Origin of the sequence: Paenibacillus pseudetheri, assembly GCF_924513355.1 — a bacterium.
GTDB classification, from domain to species: Bacteria; Bacillota; Bacilli; order Paenibacillales; family Paenibacillaceae; genus Paenibacillus_AQ; species Paenibacillus_AQ pseudetheri.
Window position 1 is genome coordinate 1 of sequence record NZ_CAKMAB010000016.1, and the last position, 22,557, is coordinate 22,557.

The 22,557-nt window shown below is 43.7% G+C and carries 17 protein-coding genes and 1 tRNA gene; 10 read left to right on the top strand and 8 right to left on the bottom strand.

The genetic code is table 11. From position 1 onward, the window contains the following. Positions 1 to 986: IS110 family RNA-guided transposase (locus tag L1028_RS15850; RefSeq protein ID WP_234535440.1), on the bottom strand; the 986-nt coding region annotated here is incomplete at its 3' end. A 305-nt stretch (positions 987 to 1,291) separates the two neighbouring features. After that, entirely contained in the window at positions 1,292 to 1,846 is a 555-nt protein-coding gene (locus L1028_RS15855) for a hypothetical protein (protein WP_234535442.1), read from the bottom strand. A 702-nt stretch (positions 1,847 to 2,548) separates the two neighbouring features. On the opposite strand from L1028_RS15855, the gene L1028_RS15860 reads away from it, so the two are divergent. From L1028_RS15860 to L1028_RS15870, 3 genes are all read left to right on the top strand, one after another. Then, on the top strand, positions 2,549 to 3,493 hold the full coding sequence (locus L1028_RS15860; RefSeq protein WP_234535444.1) for a radical SAM protein: 945 nt from the start codon (positions 2,549 to 2,551) through the stop codon (positions 3,491 to 3,493). Between the two features lie 174 nt (positions 3,494 to 3,667). Continuing rightward, positions 3,668 to 4,693 (top strand): bile acid:sodium symporter family protein, encoded by a 1,026-nt coding sequence (locus tag L1028_RS15865; protein ID WP_234535446.1) that lies wholly within the window; start codon positions 3,668 to 3,670, stop codon positions 4,691 to 4,693. A 216-nt stretch (positions 4,694 to 4,909) separates the two neighbouring features. After that, positions 4,910 to 6,943 (top strand): methyl-accepting chemotaxis protein, encoded by a 2,034-nt coding sequence (locus L1028_RS15870; protein ID WP_234535448.1) that lies wholly within the window; start codon positions 4,910 to 4,912, stop codon positions 6,941 to 6,943. Positions 6,944 to 7,094: 151 nt separating this feature from the next. On the opposite strand, the gene L1028_RS15875 is transcribed toward L1028_RS15870, so the two are convergent. Then, entirely contained in the window at positions 7,095 to 8,375 is a 1,281-nt protein-coding gene (locus L1028_RS15875) for a histidine--tRNA ligase (RefSeq protein ID WP_341482552.1), read from the bottom strand. Between the two features lie 353 nt (positions 8,376 to 8,728). Here L1028_RS15875 and L1028_RS15880 point away from each other — a divergent pair, with 353 nt between their 5' ends. Both L1028_RS15880 and L1028_RS15885 read left to right on the top strand, forming a co-directional pair. Beyond that, positions 8,729 to 9,382, top strand: a complete 654-nt coding sequence (locus tag L1028_RS15880) for an HD domain-containing protein (RefSeq protein ID WP_234535450.1) — start codon at positions 8,729 to 8,731, stop codon at positions 9,380 to 9,382. Between the two features lie 85 nt (positions 9,383 to 9,467). Further along, positions 9,468 to 10,913: a DEAD/DEAH box helicase gene (locus L1028_RS15885; RefSeq protein ID WP_234535452.1), complete on the top strand. Its 1,446-nt coding sequence runs from the start codon at positions 9,468 to 9,470 to the stop codon at positions 10,911 to 10,913. 186 nt (positions 10,914 to 11,099) lie between these two features. Here L1028_RS15885 and L1028_RS15890 read toward each other — a convergent pair whose 3' ends face one another. The 3 genes from L1028_RS15890 to L1028_RS15900 all read right to left on the bottom strand — a co-directional run bounded on the left by L1028_RS15890 (position 11,100) and on the right by L1028_RS15900 (position 14,518). After that, positions 11,100 to 11,987, bottom strand: coding sequence for an IS3 family transposase (locus L1028_RS15890; protein WP_234535453.1), 888 nt, complete (start codon positions 11,985 to 11,987; stop codon positions 11,100 to 11,102). A gap of 29 nt (positions 11,988 to 12,016) precedes the next feature. Next, positions 12,017 to 12,340 carry a transposase gene (locus L1028_RS15895; RefSeq protein ID WP_234535455.1) on the bottom strand — a complete coding sequence of 108 codons (324 nt, stop codon included), beginning with the start codon at positions 12,338 to 12,340 and terminating at the stop codon, positions 12,017 to 12,019. Between the two features lie 462 nt (positions 12,341 to 12,802). Further along, positions 12,803 to 14,518, bottom strand: coding sequence for an ABC transporter ATP-binding protein (locus L1028_RS15900; protein ID WP_234535459.1), 1,716 nt, complete (start codon positions 14,516 to 14,518; stop codon positions 12,803 to 12,805). A gap of 313 nt (positions 14,519 to 14,831) precedes the next feature. Between L1028_RS15900 and L1028_RS15905 the strand changes: the two genes are divergently transcribed. After that, complete coding sequence (locus L1028_RS15905) at positions 14,832 to 16,010, top strand: CynX/NimT family MFS transporter (protein ID WP_234535594.1); 1,179 nt, start codon at positions 14,832 to 14,834, stop codon at positions 16,008 to 16,010. Positions 16,011 to 16,095: 85 nt separating this feature from the next. On the opposite strand, the gene L1028_RS15910 is transcribed toward L1028_RS15905, so the two are convergent. Then, entirely contained in the window at positions 16,096 to 16,857 is a 762-nt protein-coding gene (locus L1028_RS15910; protein ID WP_234535461.1) for a class I SAM-dependent methyltransferase, read from the bottom strand. 274 nt (positions 16,858 to 17,131) lie between these two features. Between L1028_RS15910 and L1028_RS15915 the strand changes: the two genes are divergently transcribed. From L1028_RS15915 to L1028_RS15930, 4 genes are all read left to right on the top strand, one after another. Further along, positions 17,132 to 17,215: transfer RNA gene (locus L1028_RS15915), tRNA-Leu, on the top strand. 181 nt (positions 17,216 to 17,396) lie between these two features. After that, positions 17,397 to 17,537, top strand: a complete 141-nt coding sequence (locus tag L1028_RS15920; RefSeq protein ID WP_234535463.1) for a hypothetical protein — start codon at positions 17,397 to 17,399, stop codon at positions 17,535 to 17,537. Positions 17,538 to 18,062: 525 nt separating this feature from the next. Next, on the top strand, positions 18,063 to 21,152 hold the full coding sequence (locus L1028_RS15925) for a PAS domain S-box protein (protein ID WP_234535465.1): 3,090 nt from the start codon (positions 18,063 to 18,065) through the stop codon (positions 21,150 to 21,152). A gap of 101 nt (positions 21,153 to 21,253) precedes the next feature. Further along, positions 21,254 to 21,649 (top strand): NusG domain II-containing protein, encoded by a 396-nt coding sequence (locus L1028_RS15930; protein ID WP_234535467.1) that lies wholly within the window; start codon positions 21,254 to 21,256, stop codon positions 21,647 to 21,649. Here the strand turns inward: L1028_RS15930 and L1028_RS15935 are convergent. After that, positions 21,642 to 22,517 (bottom strand): TIGR03943 family putative permease subunit, encoded by an 876-nt coding sequence (locus tag L1028_RS15935; protein ID WP_234535469.1) that lies wholly within the window; start codon positions 22,515 to 22,517, stop codon positions 21,642 to 21,644. The two genes, L1028_RS15930 and L1028_RS15935, sit on opposite strands and share 8 nt — an antisense overlap. Between the last annotated feature and the right edge of the window lie 40 nt (positions 22,518 to 22,557).

The window sequence follows — 22,557 nt, forward strand, 5'->3', positions numbered from 1 at the left end:
CGTTCTTGGGCTTTCCACGACGTTTCATGGACATGAGCACTTTGCCCCTCAAGGCGTACTGCTAAATCTCCTTTAACAGCAGGACGGTGACGGTAACTCCATGCAGACTCTACCAGTGCACGCCGTACTCCGGAATTCCCGACTTTTGTAAGACCACCTCTTTTGGTACTTGCTCCCGATGAATACTCCCGTGGCACGAGTCCCAGGTAACTCATGAGCTGAGCCGGTGAACGAAAACGCTCAAAATTTCCAATCTCGACAACTAAAGTCATAGCCGTCAGCAGAGCGATTCCCCTCAGACCTTGCAATGCTCGAATGACAGGTGCGTAGGGGCAGATCTGCGCTTCTTCTCGCATTGCGGCTTCAAGTCGCTTGATTCGCTCCTCCACTTCCCGGAGCTGTTGCAGGGATTCAGTGAAAACCCGTTCTTGAGCTGCATGATCAAACCTCAGCATGGACAACCATTCCCGATATCTTTTGGTCCAGCGTTTTTTCATGCCCTCTGGCTTGTGAATTTGGTGACGCAACAGAAAATGAATGAGTCGCTGCCTAGCCCGATGTAGGTCTTGCCTAGCATCTTCTCGCGCACGAATGAGATCTCGTAAAGCTTCGAGTTCTGGAGTCGGTACATAAATCGCGGTCAATTCTCCTGCACGGTGGAGCTGAGCCAGTTTTTCAGCATCCCGTCGATCGGTTTTTATGGCATCGCCGGGGCGCTGTGGCATACGCGAAGGTGCGATCACCACGCAGGAAATCCCCATCTTCGTCAACCAGCGGTATAAGTCGTATCCGGTAGGTCCAGCTTCATAGCAGACCTCTAGCGTAATCCCTGAACCTTTGAGTTTCCTAATCATTTTTGCCACTGCATCCGGGGTATGGGGAATGGCTCCATAATATCGCGCCGGTTCTCGACCTTCGTCTGCAATGGCCACCGCGATTTTTTCTTTAGATACATCCAAACCAACGTATTTTATGGTATTCTTCATAGTAACAGCTCCTTTCGCATGTAGCTCTGAAATGGTTGTCCTTTTAACTTCCATTTTAACCTACGGTGTGCGAACAGGGGCTGCCTTTCGTTCATCATAACTATAGTCATGAATTTCGAGTAGTTATTTGTATTATATAGGGAGACTTTCCCTATATAATTATTGTGGCAGAAAGTCCAAGTTAGGAGAAGTTAATAATCTCACAAGTGCTGCGTTACATGTACTTTTTTAGCTAGTTTTTATATGTTCCACGCTATAACAGTCCTTCTAGTTCTCGTTGCTCCGTCCCTAAAAGGACAGCAATGTCATTTCTCCTTAGACGTACCATCCTCAATGGACTCAATAGTAGTGAACATACATGAGTATGCATCGTTAACATTAGGATCATTTACTATGTCATTATAAAGTCCGTATCCCCAATTTTTAGACGATTCACCCGTTTGAAGATAGCCTATAGCATACATATCATTATTAAAATTTGTTAAAGAAGAGTGCTCATACGATACATCTTCAAGAACAAACGGCATATATGACTTCGTAGACTCTATAAAGAAAAAAGGAACTCCTGCATGGGTATATACTTTAACATATTTGTTGTCGTCTGCTTCTTGCAGATGCTCTTTCATAATAACAACGGCATCATAATTAGAGGAGAGCTTTGAATAATCTTCTAACTCCTCAAAAGAAATACTCGTGAAGTGGATATGATCTTCTCTTATTTCAGGAGTTTCGCCAACAACGCCTACAGATAGGCTTTTCCCTGAGTACAGCGGTGTATCAACCGTATCGGCATTAGATGTACAGCCTGTAACAAATATGAATATTAGGATAATGAGTGCGTTTAGGATGATTTTCCTCATGTTTTGGCTCCTTTCAAGAGTTCTGCATGAGTTGTGTTTGCTTACAATAAAGCGCTGTACCGGAAATTAATGGTTCAGGCCAGTAAATGGGTCATGGACTTCGAAAGAAGCCTGATTCAGAGGAGGGCCTTGTTTTTACCCCGTAAGATTAGGAGGTCTGGTTTAATTATAGTATCTTCAATAACTGTACTGTTGCTGTTATCCTTCGCTATTCGCCCCTACTGGATTGATTATCAAGTTTCCCGAAAAACAGAACTACTCAATCACTAAATCCTTACCATTTACAAGTTAGATTTAAAAAAGAAGAAGGTTGGATCTATATTTATTCAGTCGTAAATGAGAAGAAAATTCACCAGAGCGTGTGGATACCACTAGGTGGTAAGTTTTTCGAAGAAGGAAAGCATTACGAAAAATGAGATCAGCTGAGTAGTGACGAAGGGAAGTTTGGAACTGTAGGAGCGATAGCGACCGCCTTTGTCTCCAGATTTCAACCGTTTAATACGGTAAAATCAAAGAAATCTGGAGACAACAGCGGCCGGAAGTCCAAACATTCCCGGAGTTACGACTGAAGCTGCTGACCTGGATTTCTCAAACACACTTCGACTGTTATATACCTCACATTCACTTAAGCCATAAACCTTTATATTCTCTAAGGTTGAAGCCTTGAACCAAATTCATTATTTTTCAGGAGGACTTTAGAGTATGAGATATAAAGCATTGGAATTAGACAAACCGCTTACCTACGAGCTGGAAGGCTTAGAAATAGGAGTCACCTCAAACTGTAATTTCCGCTGTGATTACTGTTGTGCATATAATAGAAATGATGGACAAAGCATCAAGGCTAAAGAAGTTATCCGAATTCTTGAAGAGCTTCCAGGTCTAAAAAGAGTGCGCTTGTCAGGTGGCGAGGTTACATTAAAATTCGATGACTGTGTGGAGATAGTAAACTACTGCCCATCCAGAGGGATTCAGACACAGCTCAACTCCAACGGTAGTCTTTTAAATGCTGAACGGATTGGTCAATTGGTCAAGGCAGGATTAACGACGATACATATTTCCTTCAATTTTACTACAGCAGAAGCCTTCTCTCGTTATTATAATATTCATCCAAGCATCTATGAGAAAATTAGAGAGAACATTACTATGTTCGCGGCAACTAGTGTAGATACGGTGCTGGAAACGCTGTTGTACAGCGAAACTCAGGATAATATGAAGGAAATTAGTAATCACGTATACGCGATGGGTGTTAGAACACATGAGATTCAGAACAGTATCATCATGGATCATACGGGCTGGAAGTCTATAGCTGCCCGCGAACAATTAAAGAATGCTGTGAGTCAACTGATCGTTATGAAGAAAGAGGATACGATCCTGTATTTCACTTGCATGGACCGTTTTATGGATGCGCTTGGATTCGAGGAGCAACCGGGCGTTTATTTTCCTCACTGCATAGAGGGTAAGAAACAGCTTCATCTGCATGGAAATGGGGATATTCTAATCTCTGAATTATGTCATCCCGTTATTATTGGCATTTATCAGGGGACCTCACTGAAGGACCTGTACAGTAACATGCCAGTGCCATTGGCTAAGTTCCTGGATAAACTGCCATGCCCTGCACTGGACGCCTTGTTTCCACAAGGGGTTTAAATCTTTAGGTATATTAATAAAAAAAGGACTAGGAGCCAATTTAAATAATTGGTTCCTTTTTGTGTAGGAGATTAATGGAAAGTCCTGTATGATTTCTGTAAGCTTATAGAGACTGCTACAACTTAAATTTGCGGATAAGGAATGTATGACATCCATACATAAGGTGTGCGACACATGCTTGCGAATATAAGAAATGGACTCATCAAATCCAATGTTGTTCTCGAAAAAATCATGCCATTATTAACACCTACTGCTATCGTGGTTGGTGTGCTTAATGAAAGCAGACTGCTACCATTCACAGGTCTCGTCCCTTGGATATTCGCCTTTATGACATTGATCGGAAGCTTGAAATCCAACCCCAAAGATCTGCTAGGCGTACTGCTGAAACCACAGAAGTTGATCGTGCTGATGATTATTCTTCATCTCGTGATGCCGCTCATTGGTTGGCTCGTTGCAAGTGCTGTTTTTCCGGGAGATCCTTACACAGTGACAGGATTTGTACTGTTGTTTGCGATCCCTACAGGTGTCGTTAGTGTGGTGTGGGTATCCATATACGGCGGGAATATTGCACTAACTTTGGCACTTATTCTGATCGATACGCTCTTGTCACCGATTGTCGTTCCGGTTACCTTGTATTTGCTCATGGGAGCGAGTGTGGAGATTCAGCTTGGGGAAATGATGAGAGGGCTCCTATGGATGGTTGTCATTCCTTCGGTGGTCGGGATGCTTCTGAATCAATGGACAATAGGCAAAGTGAATACGGTATGCGGACCCCCGCTTTCCCCATTTGTAAAGATTGGGTTGTTTATGGTCGTTTCTATTAATGGTGCTAGCATTGCTCGTTATCTGAAACACCCGGATAGTAAATTAGCGATTATTATTGGCGTAACCTTCTCAACCGTAGTTCTTGGTTATGTAATCGGAGCATTGGTATCGCGCCGTTTCCGCTTTAGCTACGAAGATTCTGTGGCCGTACAATTTAATTCCGGCATGCGTAATTTAAGCGCGGGAGCAGTGCTCGCAGTAAAATATTTTCCTCCGGCTGTTGCACTCCCTGTGATTTCAGGAATGTTATTCCAGCAAATTCTCGCCGCAATGTCTGGTCTGTTTTTGCGTAGCAGAACTAAACTCCCCTTAACAGATGGTGTAATCACGCAAGTTACCCCAGCATCTCAGTCAGAACCGCCTATTTCATCATAGAGAAAAAAACAGGTCTTAATGACTATTCTAAAGAAGGTGTCCGAACTAGTAGAACTAGTTTTTCCTGCATTTATATGCAAAAATTCGACATTTTTTGATATTTTCCGTATTTTCGCTTAGTCAATATTCACTAATTTATCATGATATCCGATAGTAATTGTATTATTTACAATTGCATTGTTCTCTAATGAACAGTAGTCGGAAGGATGAGAAAAAATGAAAATTCGTCTTAAGCTATCACTTATGATGATAGGTGTGACCCTGCTATGTATTGCAGTAATGGGGGTTTTTACATATTTAAGGTCAACTCAGGCGATAGTGAGCCTTACTGAGAATTCTATGAAGCAGGTCAATACGAATAAAGCTCAGACCATATCGTCTATGATTTCGAAAGAGCAGAGAAGTGTTGAGCTTATTGCCGGAAGGTCGGAAATTGTCGAATTATTGCTTCAAGCAGGGAACGGTGGAGTCGCCAAGGGGAATAAGTTACAGAATGAGATAAATACCAGCCTTCAGGAAATTGTGAAGGATGCTGGGAACCTTGAACATGTTTTTGTCAGTGATATGAAAGGCATCGCTGTGGCTGACAGTGACATTAAGCTTATAGGTACGGATTTTAGTGATAGGAATTATACAAAGAAAGTAATGGAAACAGCAGAACCGGTAATTAGCGAGACACTGAAATCGAAATCTACTGGTGCTTATGTGGTAGGATTTGTGCATCCGGTGAAGAGTGAAGGCAAGATGATTGGATATGTAGCTTCAGCGGTTTCCGCAGATAGTATGATTAAGTATTTGGCTGACACAAAAGTAGTGAACACGACGAGCTCTTATGTATATTTACTGGATGAGAACGGGAATAAACTGTACCATCCGGATAAAAAGCAAGTTGGACAACCGGTTGAGAATACTCAGATTTCAGCTGTTGTGGATCGTGTGAAGGCTGGTAAGGAGGTAGCAGACGGTCTGCTCAATAATACAGTTGATGGTGTGGAAAAGAAATCAGCTTATACGGTTATTCCTGAGACCCACTGGTTGCTTGTATTAACTGCTGACTTAGATGAGATAGTGAAGCCTGTCACTGAGATGAGAAATTTCAATATTTTTCTAGGTGTGGCAAGTTTGATTATTGCATTGCTGATTGCTTTTTATTTTTCTCAAAAAATTTCTGCGCCGATTATTAAACTGACAGAGTTGATCAATAGAACGGCAGAGCTAAATTTGACGTATGACTCTCAGTACGATTATTTAACGAAAAACAAAGATGAAACAGGGACGATTGCCAAAGCAATGCTCCGCACACGTACTATTCTTCGTGATATGGCGGGTAGTCTAATCACGATCTCAACCAAGGTGCTTGATAATGCGGAGACTCTTGAAAAGCTGTCTATAGATGTACGAGAGAATGCTCATGACAATTCGGCAACTACACAGCAGCTTTCGGCAGGGATGGAGGAGACAGCAGCTTCAACACAAGAGATGACGGCAGCGATTACTGAAATTGATGTTAATGTATCCGAGATCTCTAGTAATGTGAAGGAAGGCGCTGAAGTCTCCAAACAGATCAGTGAGCGAGCGATGGTATTACAAGATGAGGCGTTAGAGTCTACGGATAATGCGAAGCGAGTGTATGAATCTGTTCGTATCGATATGGAAAAAGCAATTGAACAGTCGAATGCGATCTCGGAGATTAATGTACTGGCGGATACGATACTATCGATTACTAGTCAGACCAATCTGCTTGCTTTGAATGCAGCGATCGAAGCGGCTAGAGCGGGTGAAGCAGGTAGAGGATTTGCTGTTGTTGCTGGTGAGATCCGCAAGTTGGCTGAGAAATCGTCAGAGACAGCAGCTGGGATTCAAGGGGTCGTTTCAGGTGTATATGCTTCTGTTGAACTAATGAAGGAAAACTCAGAGGCGCTACTTGCTTTTATTGACCAGAATGTTCTTGCAGATTATGAGCGGTTAACGGAGGTAAGTCAGCAATATAACAGAGATGCTACTACAGTGAATTTGCTGATGAATCAATTCGAGACCGCGGCCGATCATCTAAGTATGGCGGTATCTAGTATTTCTATAGCGGTCAATGAAGTGGCTGCAACAGTAAATGAGGGTGCTATTGGGATTCAGGATATTGCGGTGAAGACGGCTGATATCGTTGAGAAGACATTCCATGAAGTTACGGTGGCTGACGAGAATACCCAAAGTGCGAAGGAGCTTCAGGGGCTGATAGATCGGTTTAAGATCTAAGAAGGATTAAGGAAATCCTTATCCGTCATTCATAAAATATTAAGCTTGTAAGGTTATAGTACATATATAACCTCCCTTAAATATAAATTTTGCCCCGCCGGCCGTTGGCGGGGTCTTTTTTTTATGTGAATCTTTTTAAGAGAATACCGTCTTAGCCAGTGATGAGGTAAATAGCTTCATCCAGCGGAACGATAACCTCTGTTTGTTCCACCATATCTTTCAAACGTACCTTATCAACACTTGATTCGCTTTCGCCGATCAGTATAACGTAACGGATGTTTTTGGATGAGGCTGTGGCGAGCTGCTTTTTTAATTTTCTTTTACCGGATACGAGAGTGGTTCTTATAGAACAGGCACGAAGTTCGGCTGTTGCAATTAAAGCTTGTGGTAGTGTCTTACCAATGGGAATGACCATAACATTAGCTGCTTTATTTTCTTGGATAGGTCGTTCTGCCAGGAGAGCCATGATAGACTCCATGCCAAAAGACAACCCCACTGTAGGATATTGAATATCCTCTCTGCCCACTAACTGTCCGATAATCGCGTCATATCTGCCTCCGCCACCCAAGCTTGACGTAAAGGAACCAGAAGCATCAAAAATCTCGTAGACAGTTCCTGTGTAGAATGAAAGACCTCGGGATAAGAAAGGATCGAAACGGCAAGTCTCCTCTAGTCCAATGTCTTGGAGTAGCTTTTGTAAGATAAGAACCTCTGACGCACCCGGTTGTGCTGTGAGATCATATTTATCGCATAACTGTTCGAAGCTTGGATTGTCCATTTCGATAAGTGCTAGAATAGCTGCGATGGTCGAGGATTCTAGCCCCTTACCAATCAATTCGTTCTCTACTCCGCTAATGCTGATTTTCTCAAGTTTATCAAGGGTAAGCATAACGGATAGTTGCTCTTCTGCAGGTACGCCAATGGACTCCAGGATCTCACCGAGAAAACGTCGATTGTTCCATTTTAGGAGGATAGGGATGTCTAGCTTGCGGAAAGCTTCGGTAGCCAGTTGCATTAGCTCAGCTTCAGCCTCAGGGCCGGAAATGCCGACTACATCAACATCGCATTGCAGAAATTCACGCAGACGCCCGCGTTTCACGGGTCCATCTCGGAACACTTTTCCGATCTCATACCGCTTGAAGGGGAACTCTATCCCTGGATTTAAAGCGATCACTTTGGCAAAAGGAATGGTCAGATCATAGCGTAACCCCAGATTGCGGTTGCCTTGATCCGTGAGTTGGTACATTTCCTTTAGAATTTCATCCCCGCCTGCATATTTCGAGGTTAGTAACTCCAATTCATTTAATAGCGTCGTATCCATCGATTCAAAATCATAGAGCTCGAACAAGTCCTGCAGCGTATTTTGAATGTTCTTTCTGAGCGTTTGCTCTTGACCGAAGTAATCATAAGTTCCTTTAATGTTTTGCATCATTAGTAGCTCCTTTGAATTGGCATAGTTTGGAAAATAAAAAAACGCGCAGGACCTCTTGGTCCTGCGCGTGATCTATGCCGCAGGGAGGCCAACGCGAGTAGCGTTAGCCTCCCTGAAATAATTCAGGAGTGCTAACGCTGTTTGTGATAATAATGAAGTTGATTCAGCATGATTGTATTTGTATTCATCAGAACCAATTCCCTTCGAAATTTTGATTACTGCCGATTATAGCGGATCATTTGGAGTCGTGCAAGCAAGAATTTATAAATGGTTCGATTTCTTGTGGGCGGATGGACAAGTTATCAGCTATAATAGGGCTTCAATATTCCTTAAGGAAAGGGAGCTTATCTACGATGAATGAATCTTTAATTATAGCTCAAACCGAAGATTTTGTTAAAGACCAACTTGGACAAGATACTACGGGCCATGACTGGTGGCATTCCGATAGAGTGCGCAACACCGCCGCTGAAATTGCCAAGATTGAGAGCGCAGATGTATTTGTCTGCACGATGGCCGCCTTGCTGCATGATGTTGCTGACGAGAAGCTTAATCCGTCTAAAGAAGAAGGTTTGCTTAAAGTACGTTCTTGGCTTTCTTCAAACCTTACAGATGAGCAACAAATTAATCACATTATGATGATTATAGAGACGATGTCCTTTAGTGGTGGCGGGGGAGAACCGATGCAGACGCTTGAAGGCCAAGTGGTCCAAGATGCCGATCGACTTGATGCGCTTGGTGCAATTGGCATTGCCAGAACCTTTATTTTTTCAGGGGCGAAAGGTCGTCCAGCTTATGATCCAGAAGTGTCTCCAAGAGATGAATCGCTTCAAAAGGAGTACAGGGATTACAGCAAAGGAACGGCTATCAATCATTTTTATGAGAAGTTATTAAAATTAAAATTCCTGATGAATACAACCTATGGACGCAAGTTAGCAGAAGAACGGCATGACTTCATGTTGAATTTTTTGGAACACTTCTATAAGGAATGGAATCAAGGGAGCCAATAACTGTTATAATAATAAGTATGCACAAGATGAAGGATCGCGGAGTTTCCGCTTAAACCAGAACAATCGGCATAGAAGAGGTTGAACGATGAGTGAATTGCGATTTAGAGATTATGAGTTAAACGAAGACATTATTAAAGCGCTGGATGTCCTGAAATATGAAACGCCAACAGAAGTTCAAAGCAAAGTGATCCCTGTAGCTCTCCAGCAAAAGGATCTGATCGTTAAATCGCAAACGGGTAGCGGAAAGACGGCAGCTTACGGAATCCCGGTCTGTGATTTGGTGGATTGGGCGGAGAATAAACCACAGGCTTTGATTCTAACGCCTACCCGGGAGCTTGCCATGCAAGTGAAAGAGGATATCACCAACATTGGACGATTTAAACGGGTTAAAGCCGTGGCTCTTTTCGGCAAACAGCCTTTTGCTCCACAAAAAATTGAACTTACCCAAAAAACACATGTTGTCGTAGGTACGCCAGGACGTGTGTTCGACCATATTGAAAGAGGTACGCTTCCGTTAAACCGGATCAAGTATTTGATCATCGATGAAGCAGACGAAATGCTGAGCATGGGGTTCATTGAGCAGATCGAAAAGATCATTAAGCAGCTGCCAAAAGAACGAGTGACTTGTGTTTTCTCCGCTACATTACCGGAAGTGATTAAGAATTTGTGCCGGAAATATATGAGCGATCCAACCGAAATTGAGATTCAAGCAAGTGGAATTACAACCGCTACAATCGAACATGCGTTGATCGAAGTGAGACAAGCTGCCAAGTTCTCGCTGCTGAGCGATATTATTACGGTGGAGAATCCGGACAGCTGTATTATTTTTTGCCGTACACAAGAACAGGTGAATGCGGTTTTTAGAGGGCTGGCTGATCTGGAATATCCTTGTGATAAGATCCACGGGGGGATGGAGCAGGATGAGCGTTTCGAGGTCATGAATGCTTTTAAAAGAGGGCAATTTCGTTATTTAATCGCTACCGATGTGGCGGCAAGAGGGATTGATATCGAGAATATCACCCACGTGATTAATTACGATATTCCGCTGGAAAAAGAAAGCTACGTGCACCGTACAGGCAGAACCGCACGTGCAGGCAAGACAGGCAAAGCGATCACTTTTGTTACTCCGAATGAGCAAAAGTGGGTGAAGGAAATTGAAGGCTATATTGGCTTTAGCATTCCGAATATGAAAGCTCCTTCGGACGATGCCGTTTCTTACGCGAAGGAAGCGTTCGAGCAGAAGATTAACAAGCAGCCTGTCCGCAAGAAGGACAAAAGCGAGAGCTTGAACAAAGAGATCATGAAGCTGTACTTTAACGGCGGCAAGAAAAAGAAGCTAAGAGCCGTGGACTTTGTCGGCACAATCGCAAAGCTTGAGGGTATATCTGCTGAGGATATCGGTATTATCTCGATTCAGGATAATGTGACCTACGTGGATATTTTGAACGGTAAAGGTGCAATGGTACTGCAAGCGATGAGAGAGACGACGGTGAAGGGCAAGCAGCTTAAAGTGCATATTGCGAAGAAATAAACGGTAGAAATCCCGTAGATTGAGCTAAATTGACTGAAATCGCCGAAATGAACGGTAGAAATCCTGTACAACGTGCTGAGCAAGCTGTAGGAATTATCGGGGGATTGAACATGGTTACCTTATCGGAGCGGAGCGGTTCAACCCCTTAAAATTGGACACTACCACGTTCATTCTTGAAAAATCGCACTAAAGCGCAATGGTCTTGGCAGATAGAATTCCCGCCTGTACCATGCGAAGATATTCCCGTGGAGGCCAGTCGTTTAGACTGCCGTGAACTCGGTCGTTATTATAATACCGAATGAAACGGTCCACTTCGGTAAAGGCTTCTTCCTTACTTTCAAAACAGTTGCGTAGGTAGCATTCCCGTTCCAAAATACTGTGGAATGACTCAATAAAAGCATTTTTGTTCGGAGTTCGTGGTGGGATTCGCTCGTGTTCCACCCCAGCCTGCTCGCAGTACGCATAGAAATCTTTACTTATGAATTGGGGACCATTATCCGTGCGAAGAACCAGCGGGGTTACACTTTGGTCCACGTTACGGGCTCCTAACGCCTTTTGTACAGTCCTCAGGATCTCTGGTGTGCGGCAGGTTGATCCCCGGTGGTACGCGACAATATTCCGGTCAAACACATCTATAATACTAGCCAGAAAAAAGTGTCTGCGCTGGCCAACTACGTATCCATATTTAATATCCATCTGCCAGAGCTGATTAGGTCCGGTAACCACTCGATTATTCGCTATTTTTCGAGGAACAGTATTCTTTTTCTCCCGCTGTGGAGCAAGCAGATTCATCGCTTTGCAGAGCCGGTATACCTTCTTTTTGTTAATCAGCAGACCGTGTTTCCGCCGCAAAAGAACTGTAAGCTTCCGATAGCCAAACGCACCATCGGGCCCCTGTATCAAGCGTCGTAGCCATGCTTTAATGCGTACATCTTTCACCTGCGCACCTGTCTTGTCGTATGAAAACCCAGGTACCGGACGACCTTTACCGACAGGACGCTGAGGTTCTGGATGCTGGAGACGGTAATAGTATGTGGAACGGGGAACCCCGCAGATCCGCAGTACGGTACGCACGGGGTAGCCTTGTCCAATCCAATGGAACGCTACTTCCAGTCGGGGTACTTTTTTTTAACCAGGTCCCGCAGCATATGGATCTCCAGCTCTTTTTCACCCAGTAGTTTAACGGCGTCCTCATATTTCTTCTGAAGGTCCTGAAACTGTGCAGCATCTTGTTTGATCTGCTTGGTTTCGTTTTGTTTTTTCACCATAAGCTCATCCACCTCATCCTGATATTGGCGAACCCAGTTTCCTAGTGTTTTGGGAGAGAGACCATGCTGTCGGGCTACCGCCTCTACCCGGTAGCCCGACAGCACCTCTACCACGAACTCTTTCTTGGTTTGTACGGGACACCGAAATCGTCTTTTCATGGATACTTCCTCCACTTCTTGTAGTGTATCTGAAGTGGTTTAATGTGTCCAAGTGGATTAGGGGGCTAAAGAGGGAGAGCTACTATTATGCACAGATTCGTGTTTGTATTTGATTTTAGGGAAATCCTCCCTATAAATTGCTGATTTTCGCTGGATTTTAAGCTTTTTAGGGAATTTCTCCCTATAAATCGCCTGAAATCCACTGTTATGAGCTAATTAGGTGAATTTAAGGGGAAGAATTCCCTAAATGTTGAAATTGGGACCGAAATATCGATGAAATTAGGGAGGATTTCCCTAATTTCATTCCCACAAATCCATAAAGCCCATAACTCGCTAACTCCATAACTCACCAATTTAGCATCTCATGCTGGAAGCAGCGAGATGCACTAAAAAGCAAGCCTAGTCGCCAATAACGTGGAGACTAGGCTTGCTTCATTTAGATAGGGACGGGATAGAACGTCCTTAGGCGTTATACTGCGCCTGATGCAGCCGGCTGTATATGCCACCGGCATGGACTAACTCATCATGACGGCCTTGCTCGGCGATGCCCTCTTCATTCACGACCATGATCCGGTCGGCATTCTTTATCGTCGTCAATCGGTGGGCGATGACGAGTGTGGTTCTGCCCACGGACAGATCCGCCAGCGATTGCTGAATCGCTGCTTCTGTTTCTGTATCCAGTGCGGAAGTAGCTTCATCCAGAATCAGGATTGGCGGATTCTTCAGGAACATGCGGGCGATCGCTAGGCGTTGCTTCTGTCCACCGGACAGCTTCACACCGCGCTCGCCGATCACCGTATCCATGCCCTCTGGCAGATTCTGAATTAGATCTTCCAGATGGGCACGTCGAGCAGCTTCCCAGATCTCAGGCAGCTTTGCATCCAGCTTTCCGTAGGCGATATTCTCACGAATCGTACCGGAGAACAGGAATACATCCTGTTGCACGATCCCGATCTGTTTGCGTAACGACTCCAGCTTCATGTCACGGATATCGATGCCATCAATGGTGATAGCTCCGCCTGTAACATCATAGAAACGAGGAAGCAGGCTGCAGATGGTTGTTTTTCCTGCACCTGAAGGTCCAACAAAGGCAATCGTTTCGCCAGCCTTTACTTTTAGGCTGATATTTTGTAGAACCGGACGGTCCTCGTCGTATCCGAAAAAGACATTCTGGAAGGTAATATCACCGTGTAAAGTACTTACTTCTACAGCATCTGGCTTGTCGCTGATATCAGGCTCCGTGTCGATAATCTCAAGATAACGTTTAAAGCCGGCGAGTCCTTTTGGATAACTCTCGATAACGGCATTAATCTTTTCGATCGGTCGGAAGAAGATATTAGACAGAAGAATAAACGCCACAAATTCACCGATTTGAAGTTCTCCATTGATGAAGAACCAGGCACCGCTGATCATCACAAGGATCGTAATGAGGCGGGTCATCATATAGCTGACGGATAAGCTTTTGGCCATGATTTTATAAGCAAGAAGCTTAGTTTTACGAAACATTTGATTATCTACTGCGAATAGCTCTTGTTCATGCTGTTCATTGGCAAAAGATTGAACAACCCGGATTCCGCCTACATTATCTTCAATACGGGCATTGAAACTACCCACATTTCCAAAAAGCTGGCGGTAGGTGGAAGTCATGTTGCGTCCGAAGTAGATGATCACCCATGCCATAATTGGAACGATAATAAAAGTAATAATGGCCAGTTTCAGATTAATATCAGCCATAAGGAGGAAAGCACCGACAAGTGTCATGATGGCGATAAATATATCCTCAGGACCGTGATGCGCCACCTCGCCGATATCATTTAAATCGTTGGTGATGCGCCCGATGAGGTGACCTGTTTTATTATTATCGAAGAACCGGAAGGATAGTTTCTGAATGTGATCAAACATTTTTTTACGCATATCTGTCTCGATGTTAATACCAAGCATGTGACCCCAGTAAGTAACGATATACTGCATAACCGTATTCAAGGCGTAAATAGCTAGGAGCGCGACACAAGCAATAAGAATTAGCGGCCAATCTTGACCTGGGAGCAAATCATCAATAAATTTATTGACAGCTACCGGAAAAGCTAGTTCAAGCAGACCTGCAAAAACAGCGCAGGAGAAGTCCAATATAAATAGTTTTTTATAGGGACGATAGTAGGAAAAAAACCTTCGAAGCATGCTGTTCACTCTTTTCTATAGGATTATGTAGGAGATCGAATGAAATTGATTCTCAATTGTCTTGATTATATGGATACTAAAGATGTCATTCGATTTTGTCAATAATAGGGTTATAAAATTACTTAAGGCTTGTAACTTTTATAATAATAGTGGATGATAGGTCTTAATGCCATGTAATAAACATTTATATATTTCTGGCTTAATCGCTCACCGTCCTTACAGGGATGTCAAAGGCGTTTATGCTTGTTGCAATTTAGGAGGATACATGATGAAAGCATCGCAACGAGAAGGAAATATTCAGAATAGAGGTTTAATGGATACCAAGTATGATCGATGGCTGCTAGTGTTGGGAATTGTTTTTATCGCAGCGGCACTTAGAGCTCCCTTCACTTCCGTCGGACCGCTGATACAAATGATTCAGGATGATCTAGGCTTATCGAATACTTTAGCAGGAGCTATAACTACTCTACCATTGTTGGCTTTTGCCATTTTGTCCCCGTTTGCTCCAAAGCTAGCCCGCCGCTTCGGCTTGGCTAATGTGCTATTAATTGCCATGGTTATGCTCGCGATGGGGATTCTAATTCGGTCGGGGGCGGGAACGGGCCTGTTGTTCACAGGTACGGCGATACTCGGGCTTTCTATTGCAGTATGTAATGTATTGCTTCCGGGTCTGATTAAAGGGAAGTTTCCTCACAAAATTGGATTAATGACAGGTGTCTATACTGTCTCTATGAATTTATGCGCAGCAGTAGCTTCAGGAATTAGTGTACCGCTAGCCAGTAATGCTGGATTTGGCTGGAGAGGGACTTTGGCGATTTGGTTTATGATCGCTGCGCTGGCAACCTTGTTCTGGATTCCGCAAATGCGCAAGCTCGATCAAGGAACTGGGGCTAAGGGCTCGGTCTCTAGTGGGAATATGTGGCGCTCTTCGCTAGCTTGGAAAGTAACTATTTTTATGGGCCTACAGTCACTGCTTTATTATGTCTTTATTGCTTGGTTCTCTGTTCTCCTTGGTGAGCGTGGGATGTCCTCAAGCCATGCTGGCTGGCTACTATCGCTGATGCAAATGGCACAGCTGCCGTTTACTTTCTTTGTGCCGTTGTGGGCAGGGCGGTTGAAGAACCAACGTATTCTAGTAATCATCACTGCTATTTTGTATTTCCTCGGAATAGGTGGAATTTGGCTGGGCAGCAGCGCTTTAATGGCTGTTTGGGCGATATGCTTTGGGATTGCCGGAGGATTTGCCTTCGGTCTTGTGATGATGTTCTTCAGTCTGCGGACCAGAAGCACTCAAGAAGCAGCGGAACTGTCAGGGATGGCTCAATCCGTAGGTTATGTGCTTGCTGCGATGGGTCCAGCATTATTCGGATGGCTGCATGACGTGACGAATAGCTGGACAATGCCGCTGGTTTTATTGCTTGGTGCAAGCGTATTGCTGCTGGTGGTCGGACTTGGTGCTGGTAGCGATAGATATGTGGGAGATAGAAGATAGATTGACATAAAAAAGAGTGTATTGGTGCGGACACGCGCCAGTACACTCTTTTTTGTTGCATAGGAAGAAGCCGCACCCTTCATTATTAGACTCGTTTGTAAGCGGCCACCCGTATTCTTCGATAATCCATCACCCAGCGGGTATCCTGAAATAATGTCGGTTTCAGTTTCTGTTCCATATATGTGAGGACTTCTTCTCGTTCAGATGGTGTGAGGACGCTTAAAATTCCATTAGCAAAAGTGTTCAACCAGCGCTGGAACCCTTGCTCTCCAGCCTCTAGTGGTGTTGGACGGTCGAAACAAAGAGCGAGGTCTACAGTCAGTCCATGTTGTTCTATTAGTGTTGTATATTGTCCGATGCTTGGGAAGTACCAAGGCAGCTGAAGCTTATCACTACACCCTATAGCGGCAAAAGCATTTGGAAGTTCAGTAACGATAGAAGCGATATTGCCCTGCCCACCGAACTCAGCGACAAAACGTCCGCCTGTTCGCAGGCTAGCCGCAATAGAAGCGGCAGCTCCGTTCGCATCGGTCAGCCAATGAAGAGCAGCGTTGCTGAACACAGCATCGACTGGCTGATCCGTGACATAGTTTTGCCCATCTGCTAAGATGAAGCTTAGCTGTGGATGCTTGTCACGGGCAGTCTGAATCATTTCGTCAGAAGCATCAATCCCTGTTACAGTGGCACCACTAGCAGCTATGGCTGCTGCCAAATCGCCAGTTCCGCAGCCCCAATCCATAATCTGTTCGCCAGGCTGGGGGCGAAGAAGCTCAATCAGAGACTCTCCAAACTGAGATACAAACGCCATGTCAGTATCATAGGTTCCGGTATTCCACTGGTGGTTCATACGTATTCGTCCTTTCTGGTTTGGAATTACACTGACACATCTGATGTAGTAGCTACATTCTTTAATTATGTTGTATCATACCAGTCTCTTATAAGTGAAATATATAAACTGAATAACTGTGATCAGTTATGCCTATAGTGATTTGAATATGTTGTCTCGTGTATCTCACTCCTGTTAGATTTTGCTGTACATCGTTTTGAAAATATATTGCTATTTATCTGAAAAAGGAGTATAGTCTTATGTACGGTGATTATTTCACTGATGTACATAATGTGCGGTCGTGGCGGAATTGGCAGACGCGCACGGTTCAGGTCCGTGTGGTAGCAATATCGTGGAGGTTCGAGTCCTCTCGACCGCATCAATTAACAATGAAAGAGCTCTTGAATTTCCTTTATGGAGATTTAAGAGCTTTTTGCATTTTTGGTATGCCTTATCAGATGCAAAAAAAGGCTGGAGCTAAAATCGTAGCTTGTTCCAGCCCTTTTATAGAGATTAGATCGCTCGCTTAGCTTCAGCTTTTTTTTATTTTACGGAACACGATGAACAAGAAGACAACACTAAGCGGAGCGGCAATCATTACGCTCAAACCGCCAAAGGTATTGCTGCCAGCAGAAGTAATTAGCCATGAACACCGAGACATCCCAAAGTCCGTGGACTTTTTAACTAATACTCATCTATAGTTTATATGAAAATATAATTATGAAAATTATCGATGTCGTCATATTTTTTTAATCCTATTTTCATTAATGTAATACCAATTTGTGTATTATTTAGAACCGTCTATAGCCATGCACTATAGGCGTTTTTTCGTGGTCATGATCGGATCAGAGTACTAAAATTAGGTGTTTTTGTAGTGACATTTATATCGGTTACCGTTATTCTAGACGGGTTTTTAATCCTTTTAGGACTTGTTTTTTTAAGAGCAGGTGCACCTATCCGAAAGAAAATTAAGAAGCTTCAGCAAGAGAATTTAATAATAGAATAGTCATTTAAAGTTGTGTATGTATTAACAGCAAGCTTCCAGAGTGTTGGGGACTTGCTGTTTATTTTTTTGTCTATAACGATAACGCGCAATCTCTTTGATTTTCGCCAACCTATCATTTAGGACTCAACTATCAAGCTTATTTACCGAAAAAAAGGTATACTGGAATAGATTACGAGATTGTAATAAGTTTGTCCCCATCTCAAAAGAGGAGGCTGCACAGGTGTCTGAATTTCTTTTTAAGCAACTATACTTACGGTCTTCTAGAGGGGTTGCTGTAGTCTCTCCTGAAGAAGGGACCGTGATTCAATCCAATCCGGCGCTTTGGCGTATGCTTGGTTATTCTGAAGAAGAGCTTTTGAATATGCATTATCTTGATCTTATTTATCCAGAAGATAAGACGAATGATGATCATTACGTTATCCTGAACAATCTCTTAGCAGATCCTGGGACCGCTATTGAGTTAGAAAGACGGTTCTTATGTAAGGATGGCGGGATGATCTGGGTAACACAACATATATTTCTGATTCCTCAGGAGAATTCCAGTGAACCTCTTGTCTTGATCTCAGAACTAACGGATATTACAGACCGGAAGCTTGCTGAAGATAAGATTCAGGAAGACCAACATTTATATAATTTGATCACACAAAATACGCCGGATATGATCTCTTTTGGCGAACCGGACGGTACACTGCACTACGTGTCTCCTTCAGTGGAGTTGTTGCTAGGTTATCCTCCCAATGAAATGATAGGCACGAAAAGACCTGAGTATTATCACGTAGATGACGCCTTAGAGATGACCGAAAAAGGAAAGCTCTATTCAGATACGGAAGTATATACACGTAGAGCCCGGCATAAGGACGGACATTATTTGTGGATCGAGAGCAGTTCACAGGTAGTACGTGATGAGCAAGGGCAAATCAAACAGATATTAACCATCGGCCGCGATATTACGCAGCGTAAGAAATATGAGGATATGCTGGCGAAAGCCCAATATCTTGCAAAAATGGGATCTTGGGAATGGGATGCGACTAAAGCGCGGTTGACGGTTTCGGGAGAGATGCGTAACATTTTTGGTTTTTCACTGGACGACAGCAATCATTCCTATTTTGATTACAAACGTGTTCTTTCCTGTATTGATCCAGATGATTTTACAAGACTTGAAAAGCTAGTTCGTCAATCTATTGCGAATGGGACGAGTGGCGAAGTTACGGTTCGAATTAAAAGTGCGGATGGGAAATTGAAGTTTCTGGATGCACACTGGGAAGTGAATGTGGATGAAGAAGGAAGAGTGCTACAGATCAGCGGGATTGCCCAGGATGTGACTGAACGTCATCGAATGGAGGAACAGCTGCGTGATAGTGAGCAGAATTACCGTCTCCTTTCGGAAAATTCAATGGATTTCATTTCACGAAATACAGCGGACGGATACCTCACTTATCTGTATGCATCACCGATTTGCCAGACGATGTTTGGTTATACACCAGAAGATATGTACGAAACCAGAGGTATAGATTACATACATCCTGAGGACAAGGAGAAGGTAGTGTCCTATCTTAGCAGTTGTATGGAAGGGAAGAAGCTTGAGCCTGTGACCTTTCGGTTTCTGTGCAAAGATGGAACTTACATTTGGACGGAGACAACACTTCGATACATCTACTCGGAGACCTTTGGAGGGCAGGAGCTGGTGTGCGTAACCCGGGACATTGCGGAACGGGCGCGGCATTTTGAAGAAATAGAGAAGTTAAGTAACGAGCATGCTTTAATATTGAATTCGGTATCTGAAGGTATATTTGGTATGAACCTTGAAGGGGATACGATGTTCATCAATCCAGCGGCCATTACTATGCTAGGATACGATCCAACGGAATGGTTGAACAGCAAATTCCATGCGATTCATCAGACTTGGCTGGATAATGAGCCATTCTTGGGCATTCAGAAGACTCTGATTCCCTCGCACTTAAATAATCGTTCTTTCGAAGAGAAGGAGGGTGTATTTTGGAGGCAAGATGGTTCCAGCTTTTTGGTCAGATATCGCATGACGCCTCTTTTTGATGGAGAAGAGCGGATCGGGGCTGTAGTGGTTTTCCGAGATATCACAGAAGAGAAGGAGATTGTGCGAGCGAAGGAGTCTGCTGAGGAAGCGGATCGGGCGAAATCGGAGTTTCTAGCGATCATGAGTCATGAGCTGCGTACGCCTATGAACGGTATTATAGGAATGGCAGACTTGCTCTCAGGTACAGAGCTGAATGAAGAACAGAGCTACTACACACAAATCATTAACAGTAGTGGAGAAGCATTGCTTCATATTTTGAATGAAGTGCTGGATTTCAGCAAAATTGAAGCAGGTATGATGACCCTTGAACTGCAAATGGTGGATTTGCGTGAAGTGATTCAGAACGTTAGTGAGCTATTCTATCCGAAGGTCAAAGAGAAAGGGTTGTTATTGACTATCAATATTGCACCTGATCTTCCATTTGTCATTGTGACGGATGAGGCGAGATTGCGCCAAATTCTCGTGAACTTAGTGGGGAATGCGGTGAAATTTACGGAGACAGGTGAAATTAGTATTTCTGCCAGTCTGGAAGCTTCTCAAAAGTCAGGAAATATTATCGTTAAATTTATGGTTAAAGATACGGGTTTGGGGATCCCGGTTGCCAGTCAAGGGTTATTGTTCCAGTCGTTCTCGCAATTGCATCCTTCCATCAATCGTAAATATGGCGGAACAGGACTTGGACTGGCCATTAGCAAAAAGCTGGTGGAGCTGCTCGGAGGAACGATTGGTGTGAGGAGTTGTGAGGAACATGGCTCAGAGTTCTTTTTCTCAGTGGAGGTCTCTTTGCCAAAAGAGGAATGGAATCAGAAGGTTACGCTCCACCCCTCAGTGGACGCAGACAAAAGCAATAAACCTAACGCCAAAGCATCAGATACGGGAGAATATGGACCGATGTCTATTCTCATCGCTGAAGATCATCCTGTGAATCAGCAACTGATGGTGGCTTATCTGAAGAAGCGGGGATACGTTCCAGACGTCGCAACGAATGGCGAGGAAGCGGTCCGGGCTGTGCTGTCCAAGGATTATGATCTCGTCTTTATGGATATTCAGATGCCTATTATGGATGGGATAGAAGCAACAGGAATCATACGTGAGAAGCTCGGGCTGTCTCCCATTATTATTGCGGCCACAGCTTTTGCCAGAAATGAAGATAAAGACATATGTCTGAGTGCAGGAATGCAGGATTTCATCTCCAAGCCTATCTCCATAAAGGAGCTTGACAGGGTATTAAAAGATTGCTCTACTAGGATTCGTTAAGGATGAGGACTGTTATTGACAAAAGGGCGTAAGGTTAATATATTTGTAATCGTAATTATTACGAATATATTGTCGGTGAAAGGATCCATACCTTGTTAAAGATGAAGCATGGCGATTATGTAATCATTTTTTTAGCGCTATTCGCAGCTGGATTGATTTACGGAATCAAGTGGTGGGACACCCATAATGAACAGTATCAACAAGGAGATTTGAAAGCTATAATTACGATCGATGGTAAGGAATATAAGACTGTTTCTTTGACTAAAGAAGAGCAAATTATAGATATTCAAACGAAGTTTGGTCACAATACCTTAAAGGTATTTGATTACGGGATCCAAATGACATATTCTGACGCTCCTTTGCGAATCGCTTTGGAAATGGGGTTTGTTTCTAGGCCAAAGCAGCAAATCATCTGTATACCCACTCGTATTATGGTTGAAGTATTTAACCCTAACCGATCTGTGAATGACGAGGATGAGCTGGACGCAATTATTTAGTAGGGTTGGCCGTATTCTGCAAAGCTTTCCATGCGGTTATGGAGTCAGCACTCGTGTAAATGTAGGGTGTTGTTGGTTGCGCGATAGGTGTAATTGCTTCTGCGCGTATTTGCATCATTTCTTGGCCCTTGTATTGTACAACTTGAAGCTTGCCCCGAACCTCTATCCAGGTATCGGTGGGCAAGCTTTTTAATTTGCCGGAATCAACCAACATTCCAAACGGAGTAGCATCGGCGGTACAGCATTGAACTAGAAATCTGCCAATGGCAAAAGCATTCTCTGGTGTTTCACTGTCATCGCGATATAGAAAACCGGAAACGGAAATTTCTTTCCCTTCAAATTGTTGTTTATACATGTCAATAGCACCTAATGTTTCAGAAAAAATATCAGAATACACAGGGATAGTAGGCTGCGAATATAGAATCTTAGCAAGCTTGGTGAGCTCCTCATGATAAGGATCAATCGATTCGAATCTAACAGCGTTGGTAGTCTCTGATGGTAATGAGGAGAACGAAATCCCCTTTTTACTAGCGGCCATACTTCCCAAGGCACGATCAGGAAGTGCAAATCCAAGCAGTAGTGGAAACAGGAATAATCCATAGAGCGCTGTGCTTTTAAATATGGAATATGGGAGGCGATGCTCGCAGTCACATAGCACGCTTCCCTTACCAAATAAGGCTTGAATGGCCAAGCTAAGCGCCATAAGTGTCAGAGGAATCGGACATAACTGAACCCAGCGTGCTAGCTTGGGCGCTACATAATAATGCAAAGCGTCCTGCTGCACTAAATGCCCAATATAGAGAGCGAAGGCGAGCAGAATGACCGCCCTTAACAAATAGTGAAATCGGATGCTTCGAGAGTCATTCATGTGCTTCCTCCTAACAATGCGGCAAGCATCTGCTTGCCAC